This is a genomic window from Allosalinactinospora lopnorensis (assembly GCF_000981225.1).
Lineage (GTDB): Bacteria > Actinomycetota > Actinomycetes > Streptosporangiales > Streptosporangiaceae > Allosalinactinospora > Allosalinactinospora lopnorensis.
This window is the reverse complement of the sequence record NZ_LAJC01000021.1, coordinates 29,332-48,783: the sequence shown is the minus strand read 5'-3', so window position 1 is coordinate 48,783 and position 19,452 is coordinate 29,332. Positions and strand designations below refer to the sequence as shown.

Genomic DNA, 19,452 nt, shown 5'->3' with positions numbered 1-19,452 from the left:
CGCGTCCGGCCGCGGCCGGACGCCGTTTCCGGTATGCGGTGGCTCAGTTCCGCGGGCCGGTCAGGCCGGTGATGGTGACCACGGGCTCTCCGGAGGCCGCGTCGGCGGCCTTCCACACGCCGAGCGCGGGGTCTCCCGTGATCCGGCAGTCGCCGCGCTGCGGCCCGTGCAGCACTATGTCCCCGACGATCAACGGGTCGTTCGACACCGAGAGCCCCCCGCCCTGGTGGGTGGTGGCGCGCAGGATGTTCTCCAGCGCGGCCACGGGAACGGTCGCGCGCGGCACGAACGGGCTCACCCACAGATCGGCGTCCGCGCAGGGCCGGACCTCGGCGACCAGCCGCTTGGCCGGGTCCTGGTGCCAGTCCGCCGAGGGAATCACCACCCCTCGCCAGCGCAGTGCGGGCGTGCCCGTGCGCCAGGTCCGCACCTGGGTGTCCGGCCGCTCGGTCGGCGCCGGGGGGTCGTGGCCGTCCGGCGGGCTGTGGACGAGGCGGAGCCGGGCTTCGGGCCCGCCCTCCTCGCCGGCGCGGCGGAAGGTCGCCTCGACCACCCACTGGTGTCCGCGGTACTCGCCGCGCACCTCGCGCTCCAGCCGCACCTCCGCGTCGCGCAGCCTCAGGAGCGAGAGCGGGACCACGACGGCTTCGATGCGGCTGAGGCCGAGCGGCGGCCCGTCCGGCGGCAGCACCCATTCCGCGGCCCGTGCCGCGTTCTCCAGCAGGACGCTCACTGGGAGCGCTTCGGCGCCCTCGACCAGGAAGTCGGCGGCGACCGGCGCCCAGTCGCGGTGCACGGTGAACACCGACCGCAGGAAGGTGTTCGGCTGGTGGTCGAGCACCTCCCCGAGGTGGAAGATCTTGGGGTAGGCTTGGTCGAACCCGGGCAGCTCCGGAACGGCCGGGAAGCCGACCGCCTGGCTGGGAGAGAGCCCCTTGCCCAGGTAGCCGACGAACGCGACCTCGCCGTCGGAGCCGGCGGCCAACTCCCGCCGCCACTTGGCCAGGCCCTCCTGGACGTCGAGCGGCGCCATGTAGCGCAGGCTCGCCGAGAAGTTCGTGATGAGCCCGATCCGGTCCCAGGTGGGCCAGCACAGGGTCATCACCGGAAAGCGGGTCCGGCGGCGCGCCCACAGGCCGAGCCGGGCGAGCCCTTCGTTCGCCGCGGCGTACTCCATCTGGCCGACCATGCCGCCCAGGCGACCGGTCAGGGAGCCGACGTTGCAGAAGAACTTCAGCTCCGACTCCCGTACCTCCTCGAAGAGGGTGCGGAACCCTTCGATCTTGGTCTCGACGGTGCGCAGGATCTCGCCGTCCGACTTCTTGGGCAGCCGCACGGCGGTGTCGATGCCCGCGTTGTGCACGACGCCGGTGAGTGCGCCGCCCACCTGGGCCAGCACCGCCCGCACCTGGCCGCGGTCGGTGAAGTCGCACGCCAGGTACTCGATGCGCAGCCCCTCCCGCTGGGCAGCCGTCACGTTCGAGGCCAGTTCCCACAGCTTGCCGGTCCGGTCGATCTCCCGGCGGATCTCCGCGACGCTCCGGCCGTCGCGGCGGGCGGACCACAGCCCGCGCTGGTACTCCCGCAGTTCCGGCTCGCTCAAGCCGAACCACGGCTCGGCCGATGAGGGGAAGGCCTCGCGCCCGGTCACGATCACCCGGAGGCCGAAGTCGCGGGCCAGCTCCCGGGCGAGCTGCCAGCCGATCCCGCGACCGCCGCCGGAGATCAGGACGGTGTCGTCCGTGCCCAGGTGGAGGGCGGGCCGACCTACCGGCACCCGTCTCGGTGTGAGGGTGCGGCGGCGCCCGTCCCGGTAGCCGACCTCGGTCCTCCCGCGGTGGCTCAGCTCGGCCGCCACAATCCGCGGCAGCCGCTCCACCGATTCGGTGCCGAGGTCGACCACCCGGGCGTAGCAGTTGGGCAGTTCGCGGTGCAGGGTCTTGGCGAAGCCGGCCCAGATACCGCCCAGCGGCTGCTCGAACGCGTCCTCGGCGTGGTAGCCCATTCCGCCGCCGAGATAGGTCACGGCCAGGTAGCAGAGGCGGGTGGCCGAGTGTTCGGCCGCCCAGTCCTCGTAGCAGGCGCGCACCGCGGCGACCGAGCGCTGGAAGGCCTCCCGCCAGGCGTTTTCCTCCACCGTGGAGGAGAACGGCCGGTCCACGGTGAGGTCGACGACCGCATCGGGCACCGCCCCTTCACCGTGTGCGGCTCCTCCGCGTCCGGGGGCGCCGCGCGCGCGTGCGCGCCGTGCCGCCGCAGTTCGCGGGTGACGCGCTGCGCGGCGGGATCCGTTCCGCCGATCACCAGTACGCGCATCCCGGCCAGCCGGGACGGGTCCGGCTCGACCGGCCGCAGGTCGGTCAGCTGCCACACGAGCCGCTGCACCGGTTGGGCGGCCGCGGTGTTCTGCGTGGTGTGCACCATGGTCTCGTGCATGGGATCGTCCCTCTCCCGCTACCCGCGTGCGGCGGCGGGCGCCTCGGCCGCCGTGGTCGGTGTGAAAGTGCGGCCGGTCTTGCTATCGATGTGACCGATCACGGTCGCCCTGATGTCCTTCATCTGCACGAGCACCCGGCCGTCCGCTCCCGTGGCGACGAACCGGTTGCTGACCGTCTCCGCCGCCATGTCGAACCCGGCCGGTGTCGCGTACAGCTCGATCGGCTCGCCGGCGGCGGCCAGGGTGTGGTCACTCCCCTGCCGGTAAAGGTCGATCCTGCGGATCGACAATGGGGCGGCGATCGGCACGAGGTAGCCGTCGACCAGGTCCAGCACCCCGAGCCGGGCCAGGCCGTCCAGCAGGATCGCGGGGACGGTGAACCGCGGCCAGACATCGGCGTCGGTGGCCAGGGACGGCGACGGCGCGTACCGCGCCCGCTTGCCCCGCGGGTTCAGCCGGGTCTGTGCCGTCGAGACGAACGGGCCGGTGAGCCGCACTCCCGACGCCGGCTGGTGGTAGGGGTCGGGCACCTCGATCTCGTCCGCGGTGTCCCACGGCCCCCACTGGGGCGCGGCCGGGACGTCGCCGCTGAGCAGCACCCGGGTGGTGAAGTGCGGCCGGTCCTCACGCAGCAGGACGCCACTCGGCGAGACGATGTCCTCGGTGATCCGCACCTCGACCGTGCTCAGGCCGTCCCGCTCCCCGAGGAGCTCGGCCCGGATGCGCTTCGGCGCCGGGACCGTCCCCGGGCGGACGCGCATGAAGTGCTGGAACCGCAGGTCCTCGAAGGCGATGACGTGCTTGCCCGGCACCAGGTACCGCGCGGCCTCGGCGGCGATCTCGGTGACGAAGGTGCCGGGAAGCGTCGGCTGGCCCTGCACCGTGTGATGGGTGAGGTAACTGTCCGTTTCCAGGTTGAACGTGCATTCGAAGGTCGCCGAGGCGCGGTACGAGGCCACCAGCCGCCGCAGGTAGAAGCCCTCGCTTCCGGGGGTTGCCGGATCCTCGTCTGGGGCCTGGGCGTCCCGGAACGCGGGCTCCTGGTTCGCTGTGTCCAGGTATCCGGGGTAGAAGCGCTCGACCGTCCCCCGTTCGGCGGTTCCCAGGTGCACCACCGAGGGGCGCCGGACCGGGGCGTGCAGCTCCTGGACGAAGTGGTGCACGCCTTCGGCCACCGCCATGTGGCTGTAGGAGCCGGCCCGCTCGAAGTAGGCCTTGGTCAGCTTGTCGGCACCCATGCCGACGGCGTCCCATAGCGTCCACCCCATGGTGAACTCCTCGGACCCGCCCGGCGCGGCGTTCTCATAGGTGGCGGCGCTGGCCAGGAAGTCGTTGCCCGCGGCGTAGTCGGCCTCGCCGAGCTGGCCGAAGTAGCCGAGCAGGGATCCGAAGTTGCACCACAGCCGCGGCGGGTGGTCCCGCAGGGCGCGTTTCAGGTTGCGGTAGCCGGCCACCTTCAGGTCGCGGATGGCGGTGAACTCCGAGAAGTCCTTGTCCCTGATCAGCGAGGACCGCTGGCGCCCGGCGGCGTTGACCAGCAGGTCGATCCGCCCCTCCGCTGCGAGCACCTGGTCCACGGCCCGCTGCACGGAATCGGGGTCGCGCACGTCGCACGGGAGGTAGCGGACGCGGTCGACGCCGCTGTGCGCGGCCATCGCGGCGAGGTTGCGCCGGGCGACGCGCGCGTCCAACATGCGGTCGAAGGCGCGGTTGATCTCCGCGACGGTCCTGCCCCCGCCCTTGGCCAGCTCGGCCTTGATGAAGGCGGCCCGCCCCGCGGCGAACTCCTCGTCGTCTCCGGCGAAGGTCTCCGGCGGGTGGGCGTCCAGCGTGTTGCTGCCGAACAGGTAGATCTTCGGCCCGAACCGCTCGGCGACCGCCTTGAGCACCTCGGCGGTGATCCCGCGGGCCCCGCCGACCGCGAGCACAACGGAGTCCCGGCCGATCGCGGCCGGCGGCGGTCCGCCGTCGAAGGCGACCGGCTCCGGACGAAGCAGATAGCTCTTCCGGACGCCGTCGATGTCGAACACGATCGGGTAGTTCCGCGAGGCGGCGCTCTCCGCCTCGGCGAGCCGGACCGCCGCCGGCACATCGGAGCCCGAGACGAAGAGCCCGAAGCTCAGGCAGGGGTCGAGTTCGAGGTGCGCGCTCTTGAGCAGCCCGGAGAAGAGGCCGGTGAACGGGTGGGGCACCCCCTCCGGCGCGGCGCCGAGCAGCAGCGCAACGAACGAGGACGCGTCGGCGCGCAAGCCGTCGTAGGTCTCCTGCAGCACGAGGTAGGCCGCGTCGTGCAGGGCGAGGAGGGAACGCGCGTCCCCGGTCAGGGAGTTCCCGGCCAGCGTCGAACGGGTCAGGTCGCTCAGTACCCGCAGGTGGGTCACCGGTCGCCCGAGGGCGGCCAGGCAGCTCCTGACGTCGGACGGCGTGACCTCGGGCAGGTGGTGCCACCCGGGACGCCGTTCGGCCAGCGGCGCCGTTGAGATCACCGTGAGGTTCGAGGCGCGACCGGTCGGCCCGGCCAGCAGTTCGGGAGTGTCGGTCAGCACCACCGCGCCGTCAGGGAGGAACGGCGTCCGCTCCCGCACCGGGCGGGCGGCGACGGCCGACAGGACCGGTACCTGGCGGTGCACCTCGATCGGCTCTCCCGGCGCGTACTCGTCGGTCCGGGTGAACCGTTCGGCGAGCGCCGCCGTCTGGGAAGCGGCCGGGGCAGGGGCAGCGGCCGGTTGTCCGGTGTCCGCCGCGGCCCGCTGCGGAGCGGAGTCCCCGGCGGGGGAGCCGGCCTGCTCCTCCGGGGCCAGGGCACCGGTGACGGACAGCCGCAGCCGGGTCGCGGCCGCGACCTCGTCGCCGGCGAGGCTGTCCTGCTCCGCGGCGCAGGAGAGGCTCACCGTGCCCGCCGGGCGGTGCAGCGCCTCCAGCACGGCCAGGCCGCCCGCGGCTCCCAGGAAGCGCGCGCGCTCGGGAGCCCGCGCACCGCACTCCATGGTGGTGTCCCGGCCGCTCCCGGCCGGGTCCTCCCCCACGTAGCCGAGCACCGGCAGGCCGGCGCGCTGCGCCGCCTCCTCGGTGGCCAGGGCGAACAGGAACGCCCCTTCGGCCAGATCCGGCATCTGCGCCCCTTCGGGCAGCAGTCCCGACACCAGCTCCCGGTACTCCGGAAGGCTGTTGCCGTTGATGCCGCCGGCCACCGCGAAGTCGAGCTCGCCGCTGCGCAGGTAGCGGCCGGCGGTGCCGATAGCGGACAGCGCGGAGCCGAAGCCGGTGTCCATCGTCATGTTGGGGCCGTTGAGGTCGAAGTAGTTGGCCACCCGTGCCGAGATGACGTTCGGCATCATTCCGGGGAAGGCGTCCTCGTTGGAGGGCGGGATCAGTCCGCGGACCCGTTCCCGCAGCCGGTCCAGGACGCGGGGCAGGGCGGGCGAGCCGGCGAGTACCGGGGAGCCGCGCAGTGCCTTCTCCATGTCGTCGAGGTAGCAGCGGTTGGCGAACAGCATTCCCGCCCGGGTCGGGCCCGTGTGACCGACGAAGACCCCGGCCCGCTGCGCGTGCTCCTGCCAGAAATCGGTGATCGGCCCGCGCAGGTCGTGCGCGCACTCCAGGATCATCAACTGGCACCGGTCGATGGTCCGCACCGTCCGGGGCGGCAGCCGGACCTTGCTGAACGGCGGCGCCGGATAGATCTCGCCGAAGCTGCTCTGCGGGCCGCGCCCTCCGCCGAGCCACTCCCGCAGCTCCTCGTGGGAGGACAGCCCCGGCAGGTGGGCCGACCAGCCCACGATCGCCACTCTGCCGCCGCGGTCCGGGGCCCGGTCGGACGGCGGCGCGCTCGCCAGAGCCCGCGGGGCTGCCGCGGAGCCCGCCCCCGGGGCGGGCTCCGCGACGATTAGGTGGGCGTTGGTCCCGCCGAAGCCGAACCCCGAGACAGCGGCGGTGCGCTGCCGCCCCTCCTCGGCCGGCCAGTCCCGCGCGGCCGAGGTGATCTCCAGTTCCGTCTCCGCCATCCGGAACTCGTCGCGCGGCGCGTTGAACCGGTACTGGCCGGGGATCCGCTCGTGCTCCATGGCCAGCAGCGTCTCGATCAGCGACACCACGCCCGCGGCCCAACCGGTGTGCCCGATCAGCGATTTGTTCGAGGTGACGACGGCCGTGCGGTCGACACCGTAGTGCTTGCGCAGCGTGCTGAACTCCGCGAGGTCGCCCGCGGGTGTACCCGTGGCATGGGCGTTGATCCAGTCCACGTCCCGGCCGCAGAGGCCGTTCCCCGCGGCCCCTTCACCGGACAGCGCCCGTTGCAGGGCCAGCGCCTGGCCGTGCGGATTCGGGGCGTAGATGCCCTTGCCCTTGCCGTCGGAGGAGGTGCCGCACGCCTTGAGCACCCCCAGCACCCGGTCGCCGTCCGCCAGAGCGGTGCGCAGCCGTTTGAGCACGACCACGCCCGCGCCGTCGGAGAAGACCACGCCGTCGGCGTCCTGGTCCAGGGCGTGCACCGCACCGCGCTCGGACAGTCCCTGGAGCTTGGAGAACAGCACGGAGCCGCGGGGGCCCACCGCGAACGCGCCGCCGCAGACGGCGACGTCCTGCCTGCCCATCAGCAGGTCCTTGATGCCGATGTCGATCGCGTACAGCGACGAGGAGCAGGCGGTGTCCACCATCTGCACCTCCGTCCGCGGCGGAAGCAGACCGCGCATGGCGAGCCGGCCGACCTGGTGCGGCAGGAAACGCGACGGCTCGGCCCGCCCGCGCTGGTACCTGGCGGACAGTGCCCGGTCGATCTCGCCGCGCAGGCGCTCCTCCTCCTGGGCGGGCAGGTCCATCTCGTCGAGGGCGCCGTGGGCCAGGCGGGTGGTGCCGCCGAGCACGCAGGCCTCCTCCAGGTGCTGGCTGCCGTCGGGGGTGTAGCCCACGTTGAAGGAGTAGCGGTGCTCCTCCCGCCGGTGCACGCCGTCCAGTGCCTGGACCAGCGAGTGGCGCAGCCACTGGGTGGTCAGCTCATGGTCCGGGGCATCGCCGGCCGGGTCCTCGACGGTGCCTTCGGCCGGATCGAAACCGGTGATGAACACGCTGGCCTGCTGGTAGGCCTTGTCCTCCTCGTCGGCGTCCGTGGCGGCGAAGCTGGCGGTCTCCCAGCGGTCCTCGGGAGCCTGGGTGAACAGCTCGCGCCCCGCTGTCCGTAACCTCCAGAACTCCTGCGGGCTGTTGGCCCCGCCGACCGCGAGTCCCATCCCGACCACGGCGATCTCGTCGTCGATGTCCTCGGGGATGTCGGCCGCGTCGGAGGCGCCGGCGACGCCGAGGTCCGCTGTGGGCTGGTCCGTGGCGACCGGCCGGGCCCCCGTGTCCGGCCGGCTCGGCGGTGACAGCAGCTCGCGCCCAGGGACAGGCCGCCGTCGGCGAGGATCACCTGCCCGGTGATCCATCGCGAGTCGTCCGAGGCCAGGAAGGCGACGACGTCGGCGAACTCCTCGGCGGTCCCGAGCCGGCCGAAGGGGGTCGCGTCCCTGATCACCTCCTGCATCTGCCCCGCGTCGGGGAACTTGTCCGCGACCTCGCTGCCGAGCATCGCGGCGGAGGCGGTGTTGACCCGGATACCGAGCGGGGCGAACTCCACCGCGAGGTAGCGTGTCGCCGCCTCGGCGGCCGCCTTCGCCGGGGCGCAGGCGAGGTAGTTCGACATCACCATCTGCGAGCCGCCGAGGGCCGAGACGGTGACGATCGCCCCGCCCCCCTGCCGGGCCATCAGCGGGGCCGCGGCGCGCGCGCAGCGCAGCCCGCCCTTGTAGTTGGTGTCGAGCGCCTTGTCGAGATGCTCATCGGTGATCTCGTCCAGCGGCAGCAGCGCTCCGTTGGCGGCGTTGTTGACGAGGATGTCCAGGCGGCCGTACCGCTCCTCGATCTCCGCGAACATTCGGTCGACCTGGTCTTGGCGGGCCACCGAGGCCCTGATCAGGTCCACCCGGGCGCCCGTGGCCAGGAGCTCGGCCCGTGTCCGCTTCGCCTCCTCGTGCGAGTGGAAGTAGTTCAGCAGGACGTGCGCCCCGCGTTCGGCGAGTTTCTCGGCGATGGCCTTCCCGACGTTCTTCGCTCCCCCTGTCACCAGGGCCAGCTTTCCGGTCAGATCCGTCATGGCGGTTCTTCCTCTGGGAGTTCTCGATCAGGGGCGGCAGGCGGATGCAGCCTCAGGCGGAGGCTGCAACGGGCTGCTCGTTCGGCCGGTCCCCCAGTTGGGCCAGGACGAAGTCGACGACCTTGTCCATCGTGTCGTAGTCGGCGAGGCTGAAGCCCGGCTGCCGGGGAGGGAGCCCGTACCGCTGCGAGATCCGGGACAGCAGCTCCACCTGCTTGACCGAGTCGATGCCGAGTTCCGCCTCCAGGAGGACCTCGCCGGTGAAGACCTCCTCCGGGTATTCGAGCGCTTCCGCGAACATGGCCCGCACCTCGGCGAAGAGTTCGTCGCGGTCCATCAGCGCGGCCGCCGGCGCCTCGGCGGCGGAAGGCTCGGGCTCGGCGAGCTGCGGCTCCGCCTCGTCGGCGGCCGTGGCCTGGAACGTGCTGAGCTGGTCCTGGACCAGCTCGATGATCTCGGCGCCGTGCGCATCCCAGAACGCGTCGAAGATCTCCTCGGACACTCCCGGAGCCAGCTGCGCCGCCAGGCTCGCACCGCTGCCGGCGGTGGCCAGACCGGCCTTCCGCAGCTCGGCCAGTGTCCCGTCGAGCGCGATCCGGTCGCCGCCGGCGAGTGCCAGTGTGGATAGAGCCGGCGCCTCCGGGTCCGCGAGAACCCGGCCCACCAGCTTCGACAGCGCTGCGTGCCCCCCGGCCTCGACGAACACGCGGTGCCCGTCGGCGTGCAGCCGGCGCAGCCCGTCGGCGAACTTCACCGGCGTGGTGAAGTGCTCCGCCAGCAGGTCGGCCAGTGTGTCGTCCGGCTCGTAGTACCGCTGCAGGATGGGGGAGAACACCGGGATCCGGGGAGCGTGCTGCTCCATCCCGCGCACCTGGGAGGCGAAGCGCGGCGCGGCCGGGGCCAGTACCGGGGTGTGGAACGGGAACCCCGCGTCCAGCGGGACGGCGCCGATGCCGAGCTGGCCGGCGATAGCCTGCACCCGCTCCAGAGCTTCGGAGGGCCCGCTGACCACCGTCTGCTCGTCGTGGTTCTCGGTGGCGACCGCCAGCATCGGGTCTTCCAGCAGAGTCAGGATCCTTCGGGCGCGCTCCGCGCCCGTCGACAGCGCCACCATGCGGCCCTCGGCGAGGCCCGACCCCCGGATCGCCGCCACCCGCCGGTCGACGATCCGCGCCCCGTCCTCGACGGAGTACGCCCCGGCCGCCACCAGCGCGGTGATCTCGCCCAGGCTGTGTCCGCTCAGGACGTCCGGCCGTACGCCGTGGTCGGTCATGGCCTCGTAGGCGATCAGGCCGGCGGCGTAGATGGCCAGCTGGGACACCCACGGCTCGTCGCGGAGCAGGTCGGCCAGCTCGACCGGGTGCGGGCCGACCAGGATGTCGGAGAGCCGTCGCGAGTGGAGGTCGTGCGTCACGGTGTCGATCCGGTCCAGGGTCCGGCGGGCCTGCGGATAGCGGGCGTGTGCCGCACGCAGTGCCGCACCGTCGAAGCCTCCTTGGCCCGGGAAGAGGACAGCAAGCCGGGGGGTGGCGGAAGAGCGCTCGGGCATCTCGTTTCTCTTTCCTGGAAGTTCGTCCTAGATGAATGGGACGCTATCGCCGGCAACCTTAAACCAGCTTTAAGAGGAGATGTCGTTTCCTTTGTGTGGTGTTCGCCAAGCGCCGTTTGGATGTGATGCTGAAGACATTGAATCGTGTGTGACCTTGAAAACACCGGGTTCGTTATCCGGGGGGCCGGTCTACTTCTCCGAGAATACTGTGTACGGGGAGGGATTCTTCTGCCGCGGCTGCGGGAATTCGCGGTAAATGCTTCCTGAGCTGCGGATTCCTGATTATCCCCATGTCAGGTGAGGTCGACGGGATCGCCGGTGCGTGCGTACGCGGTCTACCGGCCGGTGTTTCATCAAACAGTCGCACATGTTGGGCGCGGCCAAGGCGGGGCTCCGTGGGAAAATATTCGGAACGCTACAGACTATGCGGTGGCCCGCAGCCGTTTTTGCGGAGCCGCCCGGACGGTTCCGCTGCTTTCCGGGGCGCCGTCGGATCCGGCCTCTGCGTTTCCCGGTCGAGGCCGTGCCGCCCCGTGGAAAGAGACCGCATCTCCGGCCGGGTGGCGGTCCCCTGGGAGCCGCCGCGCGGGGGAGGAGCACTTTCACCAGCGGGACGGCGCCACCGGAGACCGCGCGACTCCGCTCATTGTCATACCCGTGCGGCATCGTCGGTGCTAACGGTCCCGTGGAAGGAGAGCAGATGGGCAACCGGTTGCAGACGGTCGTACTGGAGGCCCGCGACCCGCGCGCGCTGGCGCGTTTCTACGCGGAGCTGCTGGGGTTGACGATCACGAGGGCGGACGGCGACTGGGTGGACATCGGCGACGCCGCGACCACGCGCCTGAGCTTCCAGCACTCCCCGGGGCACCGGCCGCCCAGCTGGCCGGACCGTGCCTCGTCGATGCAGATCCACCTGGACATCGAGGTGGACGACATCGATCGGGCCGAAGCGGCGGCGCTGGCACTGGGCGCGACCCGGCTGCCCTGGGACTCGGCGGAAGAGGTGGCACAGGGACTGCGCTCTGAGGCGGAAGGCGGCTTCCGGGTCTACACGGACCCCGCCGGCCACCCGTTCTGCCTGTGCTGGGGATAGCCCTCGGGCGGCCCGTCCCGCGCACCGCGGCCCTCCAACGGGGAGCCGGATCCGCGCGGGACGGACGGGGGCCGGGCTACCGGGTGTGCGTGGCCGAGCCGCGGTAGTCGGTGTAGGTGTAGGGACTGTCGAGGACCTTGGTTGCGGGGATGTCGGGGTTCATCCCCTTCTGCCAGGCATCCTCCCCGAGGGTCGACCTCAGGTGCTCCACCGTCCGCTCCACCGCATGCCGGGCGTTCTCGAGGTCGACGCCGACGAGGCGGTGGTCGTGCTTGACCACACGGCCGTTGACGACCACGGTGTGCACGTCGCCGCGCTGGGCCTGAAACACCACATGGCCGTAGGGGTTGAGCAGCGGGAACATCACCGGCGAGCTGTCGTTCTTGATCAGCACGAGGTCGGCCTTCTTACCTACCTCGACACTGCCCAGTGTCGCCTCGCGGCCGATCGCCCGCGCCCCACCGCGGGTCGCCCATTCGACGACCTGCTCGGCGCGCAGCGCGCAGTGGGTCACGGTGGCGCTCTTGGACTGGGCCTCAAGGTGCTCGCGGGAGCGGTCGGCGCCCAGGGTCGCGCGCATGGCGGAGAACAGGTCCCCGCTCCACCAGACCGAGGTGTCCGTCGACAGCGACACCGGTATGTCGTGCGCCCGCAGCGCCCAGGTGGGCGGGTAGCCCTGGCCGGCGCTCTGCTCGCTCTCGGTGGAGACGGAGACCGAGCCGCCGGTGGCGGCGATGCGGTGGTAGGAGTCGGTGGAGAGCGACGCGCTGTGCACGTACACGGTCTCGGGGGTCATGAACCCGTGGTCGTGCATGAGCCGGATGCTGTCGTCGCCGGTCGCGCCCCAGACCCCGGCGTGCGTCGTGACGGGGACGCCCAGGTCGCGGGCGATCTCGAACGCGGGCTTCTCGGGGAAGGCCGGATCGCCCGTGACATCGAACGCGATCTGGAAACCGAGCATGTCGTCGCCGGTGATGCGGCGGTTGACGAAGTCGCGGAAACCGGGCGCCGCGGTCCACTCGGCGGGTGCCTGCTGGATGTTGCCGTAGGCCAGAACGAACCGGCCGGGGACGGCCTGCAGCGCGTCGACGGCCGCGTCGGCGTGGTCGACCGTCTGCAGCCCGTGGGACCAGTCGACAGTGGTGGTGACACCCGCGTCGATGGCCTCGACCGCCGACAGCAGGTTGCCGGCGTGGACGTCCTCGGGGCGGAATGTCCGGCCCCACTCCAGGTAATACCAGACGAAGTACTGGGTGAGCGTCCAGTCGGCCCCGTAGCCGCGCATGGAGGTCTGCCACATGTGCCGATGGGTGTCGATCATGCCGGGTATCACGATGCCGCCCCTGGCGTCGACCTCGACGGTGCCTTCGGGGACGGCCAGGTCGGGCCCGATCGCGGCGATCGTGTCGCCGACGACCAGGACGTCGCTGGCGGGCAGTACCCGCCTGGCATCGTCCACGGTCAGCACGGTGCCGCCGCGCAGCACCACGGGGCGCCCGGCCTCGACGTCGTTCGGCTCGCTCATGGCTTCGCTCCTTCGTGGCGGCACCGTTATTCCGGACGTTTGTCCGGTGAGCGGTCATTCTGGGATGAGGTTAGTGTGATCGACGCCAGACCTACTGTCAATCCACCTCCGCCGGCACGGGTGTCGCGGACTGTGGGCAGTCACGTCCGGCAGTCGGACAGAGGGCGGTTGCCCATGGCAGCGGCCATCGAGATTGGGGAGTCACGTCATGCCGCGTGAAGGGACTGGACCGGATTTCATCGAGGCGCTGGCCCGCGGACTGGAGGTCATCAGCGTCTTCGAGCCTGGCAGGCCGGCGATGTCGCTGACCGAGGTCGCGGCCGCGACCGGGCTGGCCAGGCCCACCGTCCGGCGCATCCTGATCACTCTTGAGGAGCTCGGCTACGTGCGCTCGGGCGAGCAGGGGTTCGCGCTCACCCCGCGGGTGCTGGAGCTCGGTGTGGCCTACGTGCGCTCGATGGGGCTGTGGGATGTGGCCCGCCCGCACATGGAGCGCCTCGTCGCCCAGACGAACGAGTCCTGTTCGATCGGCCAGCTCGACGGTTCGGACATCGTCTACGTCGCGCGGGTGGCGGTGCCGAAGATCGTGTCGCTGGCGGTGCAGATCGGAACCCGCTTCCCGGCACTGCAGACGTCGCTGGGAAAGGTGCAGCTCGCGACGCTTCCCGCCGAGGAGGTGGATCGGGTGCTGGCCGAGCCGACCCGGTCGGGCCTGGTGCCGCTCTGGGAGCCCGACCGCGCCGAACGGGAGGCCGAGCTGCGCGAGGTGCGCGCTCGGGGCTGGGCGCTGACCGACGAGCAACTCGCCCGGGGGATCCGTTCCATCGGCGCACCGCTGCGGGACGGCTCCGGGCGCGTGATCGCGGGCCTCAACGTCAACACGCACGCCGCCGAGACCTCGGTCGAGTGGCTCCTCGACCACCATCTGCCGCTGCTGCTGCAGACCGCGGGCAACATCAGCGCCGACTTCGCGCGCCTGGAGACGGTGCCGCACGTGACGGTGCCCGCGGTCTCCTAGCCGGGGTGCTTGACAGTCCGCCGCGCGTCGCAAACAATCCGGTTGTGCGGACGTTCGTCCGCTGAGCGGGCAGAAAGGTGTTTGCGGATGGCGGACAGCACGCCGTCGGAAGAGCAGGGCGCCGGCGGGCCGCTGTCGGGTGTGCTGGTGGCCGACTTCTCCCGAGTGCTGGCGGGGCCGTACGCGACGATGCTGCTCGCGGACCTCGGCGCCGAGGTTGTCAAGGTCGAGAGCCCGCAGGGCGACGAGACCCGCGGCTGGGTTCCTCCGGCGCGCGGTGACGTGTCGACGTACTACCTGGGTGTCAACCGGGGCAAGCGGTCGATCGCCCTGGACCTGCGCGACGAGGCCGACGCGAGGTGGCGCGCGAACTGGCGCGCCGCGCGGACGTGGTGATCGAGAATTTCAGGCCGGGCGGGCTGACCCGGTACGGGCTGGACTACGGCAGCGTGAGCGCGCGCAACGCCGGGGTCGTCTACGCCTCGATCAGCGGCTTCGGCTCGGGCGCGGGCGCGCACGTCCCCGGCTACGACCTGATGGTCCAGGCGATCTCGGGCCTGATGAGCCTGACCGGCGACCCGGACGGGCCGCCCTACCGGTCGGGGATCTCGGTGTTCGACGTCATGGCGGGCAACCACGCCGTCATCGGCATCCTGGCCGCGCTCCGGCACCGGGAGGCGACGGGAGAGGGGCAGCACGTCGACGTCAACCTGCTCAGCTCGGCGCTGACCGGCCTGGTCAACCACAGCTCCGCCTATGTCGCCGGCGGGACGGTGCCCTACCGGATGGGCAACGCCCACCCCAGCGTCTTCCCCTACGAGCCGCTTCCGACCGCCGACCGGGACCTCATCGTGACCGCCGCCAACGACCGGCAGTTCCGCCGGCTGTGCGAGGCGCTGGGTATCCCGGAGGTGACCGAGGACCCGCGCTTCGCGCACAACTCCGACCGCACCGCCAACCGCGGCGAGCTGCGCCCGATCCTGGTCGAGCGGCTCGCCAAACGGGGCGCGGACGAGTGGTTCGAGGTCCTCGTCGAGGCCGGAGTGCCCTGCGCCCCGATCAACACCATCGACGGCGGCTTCGCGATGGCGGAACGGTTCGAGCTCGACCCGGTCGTCGAGGCCGGGCACGGCGACCGGGCCGTCCCGACCACCCGGCACCCGATCCGGTTCTCGGCGACGCCGGTGCGCTACGAGCTGCCGCCGCCCGAGCACGACGAGCATGGAGGAGAGCTGCGCACGTGGCTGACCACCCCGCAGGAGGACGACCGTGACTGAGCGTCCCGCCTACCCGACGGCCCTGGGCGCATCGGACCGGGAGTCGATCACGCTGCTCGGCCACGACCTCGCCGAAGACGTGATGGGCACGGTCGGGTTCGGTGAGCTCGCGTACTGGCTGGCCACGCAGCGGCGCCCGACCCCGGGCCAGACCCGGGTGTTCGAGGCGGTGCTCGCCGCGCTCGCCGACCACGGCTTCACCCCGACCGCGATCACCACCCGGCTCACCTACCTGTCGGCGCCGGACTCGATCCAGGGCGCGCTCGCCGCCGGACTGCTCGGCGGCGGGTCGCGGTTCCTCGGGGTCACCGAGGACACCGGCGCGTTTCTGCACGGGGTGCTGGCCGGCGCGGAGGGGCCGCTGCCCGCCGACGACGCCGGGTGGGACGCCCTCGCCCTGGAGACCGTGCGGACGCAGCGGGCGGAGGGGCGGTTCATTCCCGGCCTGGGACACCACGTGCACAAGGAGGGCGACCCGCGCACCCCGCGGCTGATGCGGATCGCCACCGAGGAGGACCTGTTCGGACCGCACCTGTCGCTGTTCGCCGCGATCGGCCGCGTGCACCCGCAGGTCCTGGGCAAGGAGCTGCCGCTGAACGGGGCAGGGGTGTGCGGGGCGGCGCTGGCCGACCTCGACCTGCCGGTAGAGCTGCTGCGCGGGTTCGCGCTGCTGGCCCGCACCGCCGGGCTGGTCGGGCAGCTCGCCGAGGAGCTGCGCCGACCTGTCGGCAACGACATCTTCCTGTCGGTGGACCAGAACACCCGGCCCGTCGACCCCGACCCCTACACCGGCCACTGACGCGGCGGCCGCCGCCGGAGGACAAGGAGGCCCCTATGGCCGAACTGGTCGCGGTTATCGCATCCACGCACCATCCGTTCTACTACCGCGCCAGCACCGCGACCGGCGAGGAGCGGCCCCCCTTCGCCGACGAATGGGTGCGCAAGATCACGGCCTTCCGGGAGACACTGACGAAGGCCCGCCCGGACGTGCTGGTGATGGTCGGATCGGATCACTTCCACCAACTCTGGCTGGACAACATGCCGCAGTTCCTAGTCGGCAAGGCCCCGTTCTACGACGGCAACTTCTACAACGAGGAGCGCGAGTTCGGCCTGCCGAGGATGCTGCTGAAAGGGCAGGAGGACCTCTCGACCTACGTGCTGCGGGAGGGCATCGACGCCGGGTTCGACCTGGCGTTCTCCAACGAGCTGCGGATCGACCACTCGATCACCTGCCCGATCATCACGCTGCGCCCGCAGAACGACCTGCCGATCGTGCCGATCTACACCAACATCTTCGCCCCGCCGCTGCCGCGGCCGAAACGGTTCGTCCAGCTGGGGCGGACGATCCGGCAGCTGATCGAGTCCTGGCCCTCCGAACAGAGGGTGGCGGTGATCGGCACCGGGCACCTGTCGCTGGAGCTCGGCGGGCCGCGCCAGTTCGGCCCACACGGCCCCGCCCCGGAGTTCGACCAGCGCGCCGTGGAGTGGATCTCGACCGGCGACATCGAGGGATGCCTGGCCGAGGTGACGCTCGACAGCCTGCACGCCCCCGGCAACGCCACCCACGGGTTCATGGACTTCATGCTCATGATGGGCGTGGCCGGAGAGGGGCGGAAAGCCGACTACGTCGACACCTACGACCTGTTCCACACGATGGAGGCCTACTTCACCTGGTACCCCAATGGAGGCCCGCGGTGAGCAAGTACCTGGTCAACAAGTTCCTCTACACGGTCGACCGCGATCCGGAGCTGGTCGAGCGCTACCGCGAGGACCCCGAGGGCACCGTCGCGTGGTGGGAGGAGCGGCACGCCTGCCGGATCCTCAACTGCCACGGCGGAGAGTCGAGCACCTGGGTGCGCTTCGACGACACCGAGCGCGCCGCGCTCGCCGGCCACGACTACCCGGCGCTGTTCGAGCTCGGCGCGCACCCTTTCCTCACCCTCACGCTGTTCATCGCCATGTTCGAGCGCGACTACGAGGAGCCCTTGGGCTTCCAGCAAGAGTACGCGCGGCGGCTGTCCCACTTCTCGCTGCCCTACCCCGACATCGCCACATGAGCATGCGCGCCGTCCTGCTCCAGACACCCGGCGATCCGCCGTCGGTGGCCGACCGCCGGCGGCCGGAGGCCGGACCGGACGAGGCGCTGGTCGAGGTCACCGCCGCGCCGATCACCCCGCTCGACCTGCTGTGCGCCACCGGAACCTCCTACTTCGGCACTCCGCGGACGCCCTACATACCGGGCGTGCAGGGTGTCGGCACGGTGGACGGCAGGCCGGTGTGGTTTCCCACCGCGGCCGGAATGCGCCCCGGGGACGGCAGCATGGCCGCCGCCGCCGCGGTCCCGAAGAGCGATCTCGTCCCGCTGCCCGAGGGCGCCGACCCGGTCCTGGTCGCCGCCTTGGGGTTGTCGGCCATCGCCGCGCACATGGCACTGACCTGGCGCGGCGAGCTGGCCGCGGGGCAGCAGGTGCTCGTGCTCGGTGCGGGCGGGGTGGTCGGGCAGTCCGCCGTGCAGCTCGCACGCACCGCCGGCGCTCGCCGGGTGGTCGCCGCGGCGCGCTCGCCCGCCGGCCGGGGCCGGGCGGAAAGAGCCGGTGCCGATGCCGTCGTTACCCTCGACACCGAGGACGTCGACGAGCTGACCGCGCGCCTCACGGCAGCGTGCGACGGACCCGTCGATCTCGTGCTCGACCCGTTGTTCGGTGCCGCCGCCGCGGCCGCGACCAGGGTGCTGCGGCCGGGCGGCCGGCTCGTCAACCTCGGAGGCTCGGCCGCCGAGACCTCCCCGATCACCTCGTCCACGCTGCGCAGCAAGTCGCTGCGGCTGCTCGGCTACACCAACAATGAGCTGACCGCCGAGCAGCGCGACTCCGCGCTCACCACTGTCGCGCGGCAGGCCGCCTGCGGGGCGCTGACCGTCGAGCACGAGGCCGTGCCGCTCGACGACGCGGTCGCGGCGTGGAAGCGACAGGCCACCGGGGCCGCGGCCGGGCGGATCGTGCTGATCCCCTGAGAATCCGCCGGCTTCAGGGGTCCGGAGGGCGCGAGAGAAGGTCGTAGGCGACCGCCGTGGTGACACCGTAGGCGAGGTGCGGCACGATATCCATGAGCCAGGAACTCGCCGGCCATTCGCGGGGATCGGTGACACCGAGCGTGCTCATGGGGACGACGCTGCCCAGGTTCGCGGCGACGCTGGCCCCGAGCGCCAGCAGGGGGAACGGTGCCCGGGGCCAGCGGGCGCGGGCGGCGCCGTAGAGCAGCCCTGTGCCGATCCCGGTGGAGATGCCCAGCAGGGCACCCAGCCCGGAGCGCCGGTTGGCCGCTTCGTCGGTATCGGACCCCTCCTTGGCCAGCGACACCCCGGCCAGGTCCTCGAAACGCTGCACCGTCTGTTCCGGGGTGGTGCTCGCGGGCCTGGCGCGAAGCGCCATGTCGAGGTAGGTGACGGCGTTCAGGGCCGTGGTCCCCGCGGCTCCGGCCATCGCGCCGCGCAGCAGGGGGCGCGGCACAGCATGCTCTCTCGGTCGTCCTCGGCACACCCAGACGCAGATGGCGCGCCGGGCCCAGATGGCGGTCAGGGACCGCCCCCGCCCTTTCGTGCTGGAAGCCATAACGCTCTGCTATCCGCTGTGTACGGTGACCAAACTCCGGCGCCGGGGCCCGCGCGCTCCGCCGTCCGCGACCCCGATCCGGCCCTTCGGGCGCCGCAGGTCCAAGACGAGTCGCCGGGCGGCCAAATCCCCAGAAACGACGTGTTTTCCCTGGGCATTCGGGGATGGTCCCCAAAGCCGGACGAACGGCTCATATGACACCGGGGGGTAATCCGATGAGTCTGTTTTCCCGAGGGTTCCGCGGACGCAGGAGCGCGCAGGAAACGCGCCTGCCTCCGGGCCAGTACCTGACCGAGGACTTCCCCGTGCTCAGCGCGGGGCCGACACCGCGCGTGGACACCGACACCTGGGTCTTCACCATCACCGCCGAGTCCGGGCAGGCCACCTCCTGGACATGGCCGGAGTTCCTCGCCTTTGAGCAGGAGCACCCGCACACCGACATCCACTGCGTCACACGCTGGTCGAAGACCGGTACCCACTGGACGGGGGTCTCCCTTGACACCCTGCTGGCGGCGGTGGACACCGCGGCCGACTACGCCCTGGTCTACTCCTACGGCGACTACACGACCAACCTCCCGATGGAGGACCTCACCGGAGGTCAGGCCTGGATCGTGCACGAGTACGAGGACGAGCCGCTGCCGCCCGAGCACGGCGGGCCCGCGCGCCTGCTCGTCCCGCACCTGTACTTCTGGAAGTCGGCCAAGTGGGTCCGCGGTATCCGGCTGCTCGACCACAACGAGCCGGGATTCTGGGAGCTGGCGGGCTACCACGACTACGGCGATCCCTGGCGCGAGCAGCGCTACTGGGGGGACTGA

General features: G+C 71.6%; 12 protein-coding genes and 2 pseudogenes. 8 read left to right on the top strand and 6 right to left on the bottom strand.

Going from position 1 to position 19,452, the window contains the following annotated elements:
- Positions 1 to 43 precede the first annotated feature (43 nt).
- The 4 genes and pseudogenes from VS93_RS10090 to VS93_RS10080 all read right to left on the bottom strand — a co-directional run bounded on the left by VS93_RS10090 (position 44) and on the right by VS93_RS10080 (position 10,113).
- Entirely contained in the window at positions 44 to 2,188 is a 2,145-nt protein-coding gene (locus VS93_RS10090; RefSeq protein WP_052745656.1) for a KR domain-containing protein, read from the bottom strand.
- Positions 2,189 to 2,454: 266 nt separating this feature from the next.
- The gene (locus VS93_RS32735) at positions 2,455 to 7,662 is read right to left on the bottom strand and encodes an SDR family NAD(P)-dependent oxidoreductase (RefSeq protein WP_275451688.1); all 5,208 of its coding nucleotides are present in this window, start codon (positions 7,660 to 7,662) and stop codon (positions 2,455 to 2,457) included.
- 164 nt (positions 7,663 to 7,826) lie between these two features.
- Positions 7,827 to 8,564 (bottom strand): annotated as a pseudogene (locus VS93_RS31375) (SDR family oxidoreductase); the annotation flags it as partial.
- Positions 8,565 to 8,616: 52 nt separating this feature from the next.
- Positions 8,617 to 10,113: an acyltransferase domain-containing protein gene (locus tag VS93_RS10080; protein ID WP_046469705.1), complete on the bottom strand. Its 1,497-nt coding sequence runs from the start codon at positions 10,111 to 10,113 to the stop codon at positions 8,617 to 8,619.
- Between the two features lie 700 nt (positions 10,114 to 10,813).
- Here VS93_RS10080 and VS93_RS10075 point away from each other — a divergent pair.
- Positions 10,814 to 11,206: a VOC family protein gene (locus VS93_RS10075; RefSeq protein WP_046469704.1), complete on the top strand. Its 393-nt coding sequence runs from the start codon at positions 10,814 to 10,816 to the stop codon at positions 11,204 to 11,206.
- A 76-nt stretch (positions 11,207 to 11,282) separates the two neighbouring features.
- On the opposite strand, the gene VS93_RS10070 is transcribed toward VS93_RS10075, so the two are convergent.
- On the bottom strand, positions 11,283 to 12,731 hold the full coding sequence (locus VS93_RS10070) for an amidohydrolase family protein (protein WP_046469703.1): 1,449 nt from the start codon (positions 12,729 to 12,731) through the stop codon (positions 11,283 to 11,285).
- A gap of 208 nt (positions 12,732 to 12,939) precedes the next feature.
- Here VS93_RS10070 and VS93_RS10065 point away from each other — a divergent pair, with 208 nt between their 5' ends.
- From VS93_RS10065 to VS93_RS10040, 6 genes and pseudogenes are all read left to right on the top strand, one after another.
- Positions 12,940 to 13,749 (top strand): IclR family transcriptional regulator domain-containing protein, encoded by an 810-nt coding sequence (locus VS93_RS10065; protein WP_046469702.1) that lies wholly within the window; start codon positions 12,940 to 12,942, stop codon positions 13,747 to 13,749.
- Between the two features lie 87 nt (positions 13,750 to 13,836).
- Positions 13,837 to 15,026: pseudogene (locus VS93_RS10060) on the top strand (CaiB/BaiF CoA transferase family protein).
- The gene (locus VS93_RS10055; RefSeq protein ID WP_046469701.1) at positions 15,019 to 15,825 is read left to right on the top strand and encodes a citryl-CoA lyase; all 807 of its coding nucleotides are present in this window, start codon (positions 15,019 to 15,021) and stop codon (positions 15,823 to 15,825) included. The pseudogene VS93_RS10060 and the gene VS93_RS10055 overlap by 8 nt, the downstream one beginning before the upstream one ends.
- Positions 15,826 to 15,860: 35 nt before the next feature.
- Positions 15,861 to 16,724: a DODA-type extradiol aromatic ring-opening family dioxygenase gene (locus tag VS93_RS10050; protein WP_046469700.1), complete on the top strand. Its 864-nt coding sequence runs from the start codon at positions 15,861 to 15,863 to the stop codon at positions 16,722 to 16,724.
- Entirely contained in the window at positions 16,721 to 17,083 is a 363-nt protein-coding gene (locus VS93_RS10045) for a hypothetical protein (RefSeq protein WP_046469699.1), read from the top strand. Before VS93_RS10050 ends, VS93_RS10045 begins: the two co-directional genes overlap by 4 nt.
- Complete coding sequence (locus VS93_RS10040) at positions 17,080 to 18,039, top strand: quinone oxidoreductase family protein (protein ID WP_236700452.1); 960 nt, start codon at positions 17,080 to 17,082, stop codon at positions 18,037 to 18,039. Before VS93_RS10045 ends, VS93_RS10040 begins: the two co-directional genes overlap by 4 nt.
- Before the next feature lie 13 nt (positions 18,040 to 18,052).
- Here VS93_RS10040 and VS93_RS10035 read toward each other — a convergent pair whose 3' ends face one another.
- Positions 18,053 to 18,535 (bottom strand): hypothetical protein, encoded by a 483-nt coding sequence (locus tag VS93_RS10035; RefSeq protein ID WP_046469697.1) that lies wholly within the window; start codon positions 18,533 to 18,535, stop codon positions 18,053 to 18,055.
- A 317-nt stretch (positions 18,536 to 18,852) separates the two neighbouring features.
- On the opposite strand from VS93_RS10035, the gene VS93_RS10030 reads away from it, so the two are divergent.
- A complete protein-coding gene (locus tag VS93_RS10030) occupies positions 18,853 to 19,452 on the top strand; it encodes a sulfite oxidase-like oxidoreductase (RefSeq protein ID WP_046469696.1) in 600 nt (199 codons plus the stop codon).

Coding starts and splice junctions, on each gene's coding strand:
- VS93_RS32735 (WP_275451688.1), bottom strand. CDS start 7,662: ATGGGACTCGCGGTCGGCGGGGCCAACAGCCCGCAGGAGTTCTGGAGG.
- VS93_RS10080 (WP_046469705.1), bottom strand. CDS start 10,113: ATGCCCGAGCGCTCTTCCGCCACCCCCCGGCTTGCTGTCCTCTTCCCG.
- VS93_RS10075 (WP_046469704.1), top strand. CDS start 10,814: ATGGGCAACCGGTTGCAGACGGTCGTACTGGAGGCCCGCGACCCGCGC.
- VS93_RS10070 (WP_046469703.1), bottom strand. CDS start 12,731: ATGAGCGAGCCGAACGACGTCGAGGCCGGGCGCCCCGTGGTGCTGCGC.
- VS93_RS10065 (WP_046469702.1), top strand. CDS start 12,940: ATGCCGCGTGAAGGGACTGGACCGGATTTCATCGAGGCGCTGGCCCGC.
- VS93_RS10050 (WP_046469700.1), top strand. CDS start 15,861: ATGGCCGAACTGGTCGCGGTTATCGCATCCACGCACCATCCGTTCTAC.
- VS93_RS10040 (WP_236700452.1), top strand. CDS start 17,080: ATGAGCATGCGCGCCGTCCTGCTCCAGACACCCGGCGATCCGCCGTCG.
- VS93_RS10030 (WP_046469696.1), top strand. CDS start 18,853: ATGAGTCTGTTTTCCCGAGGGTTCCGCGGACGCAGGAGCGCGCAGGAA.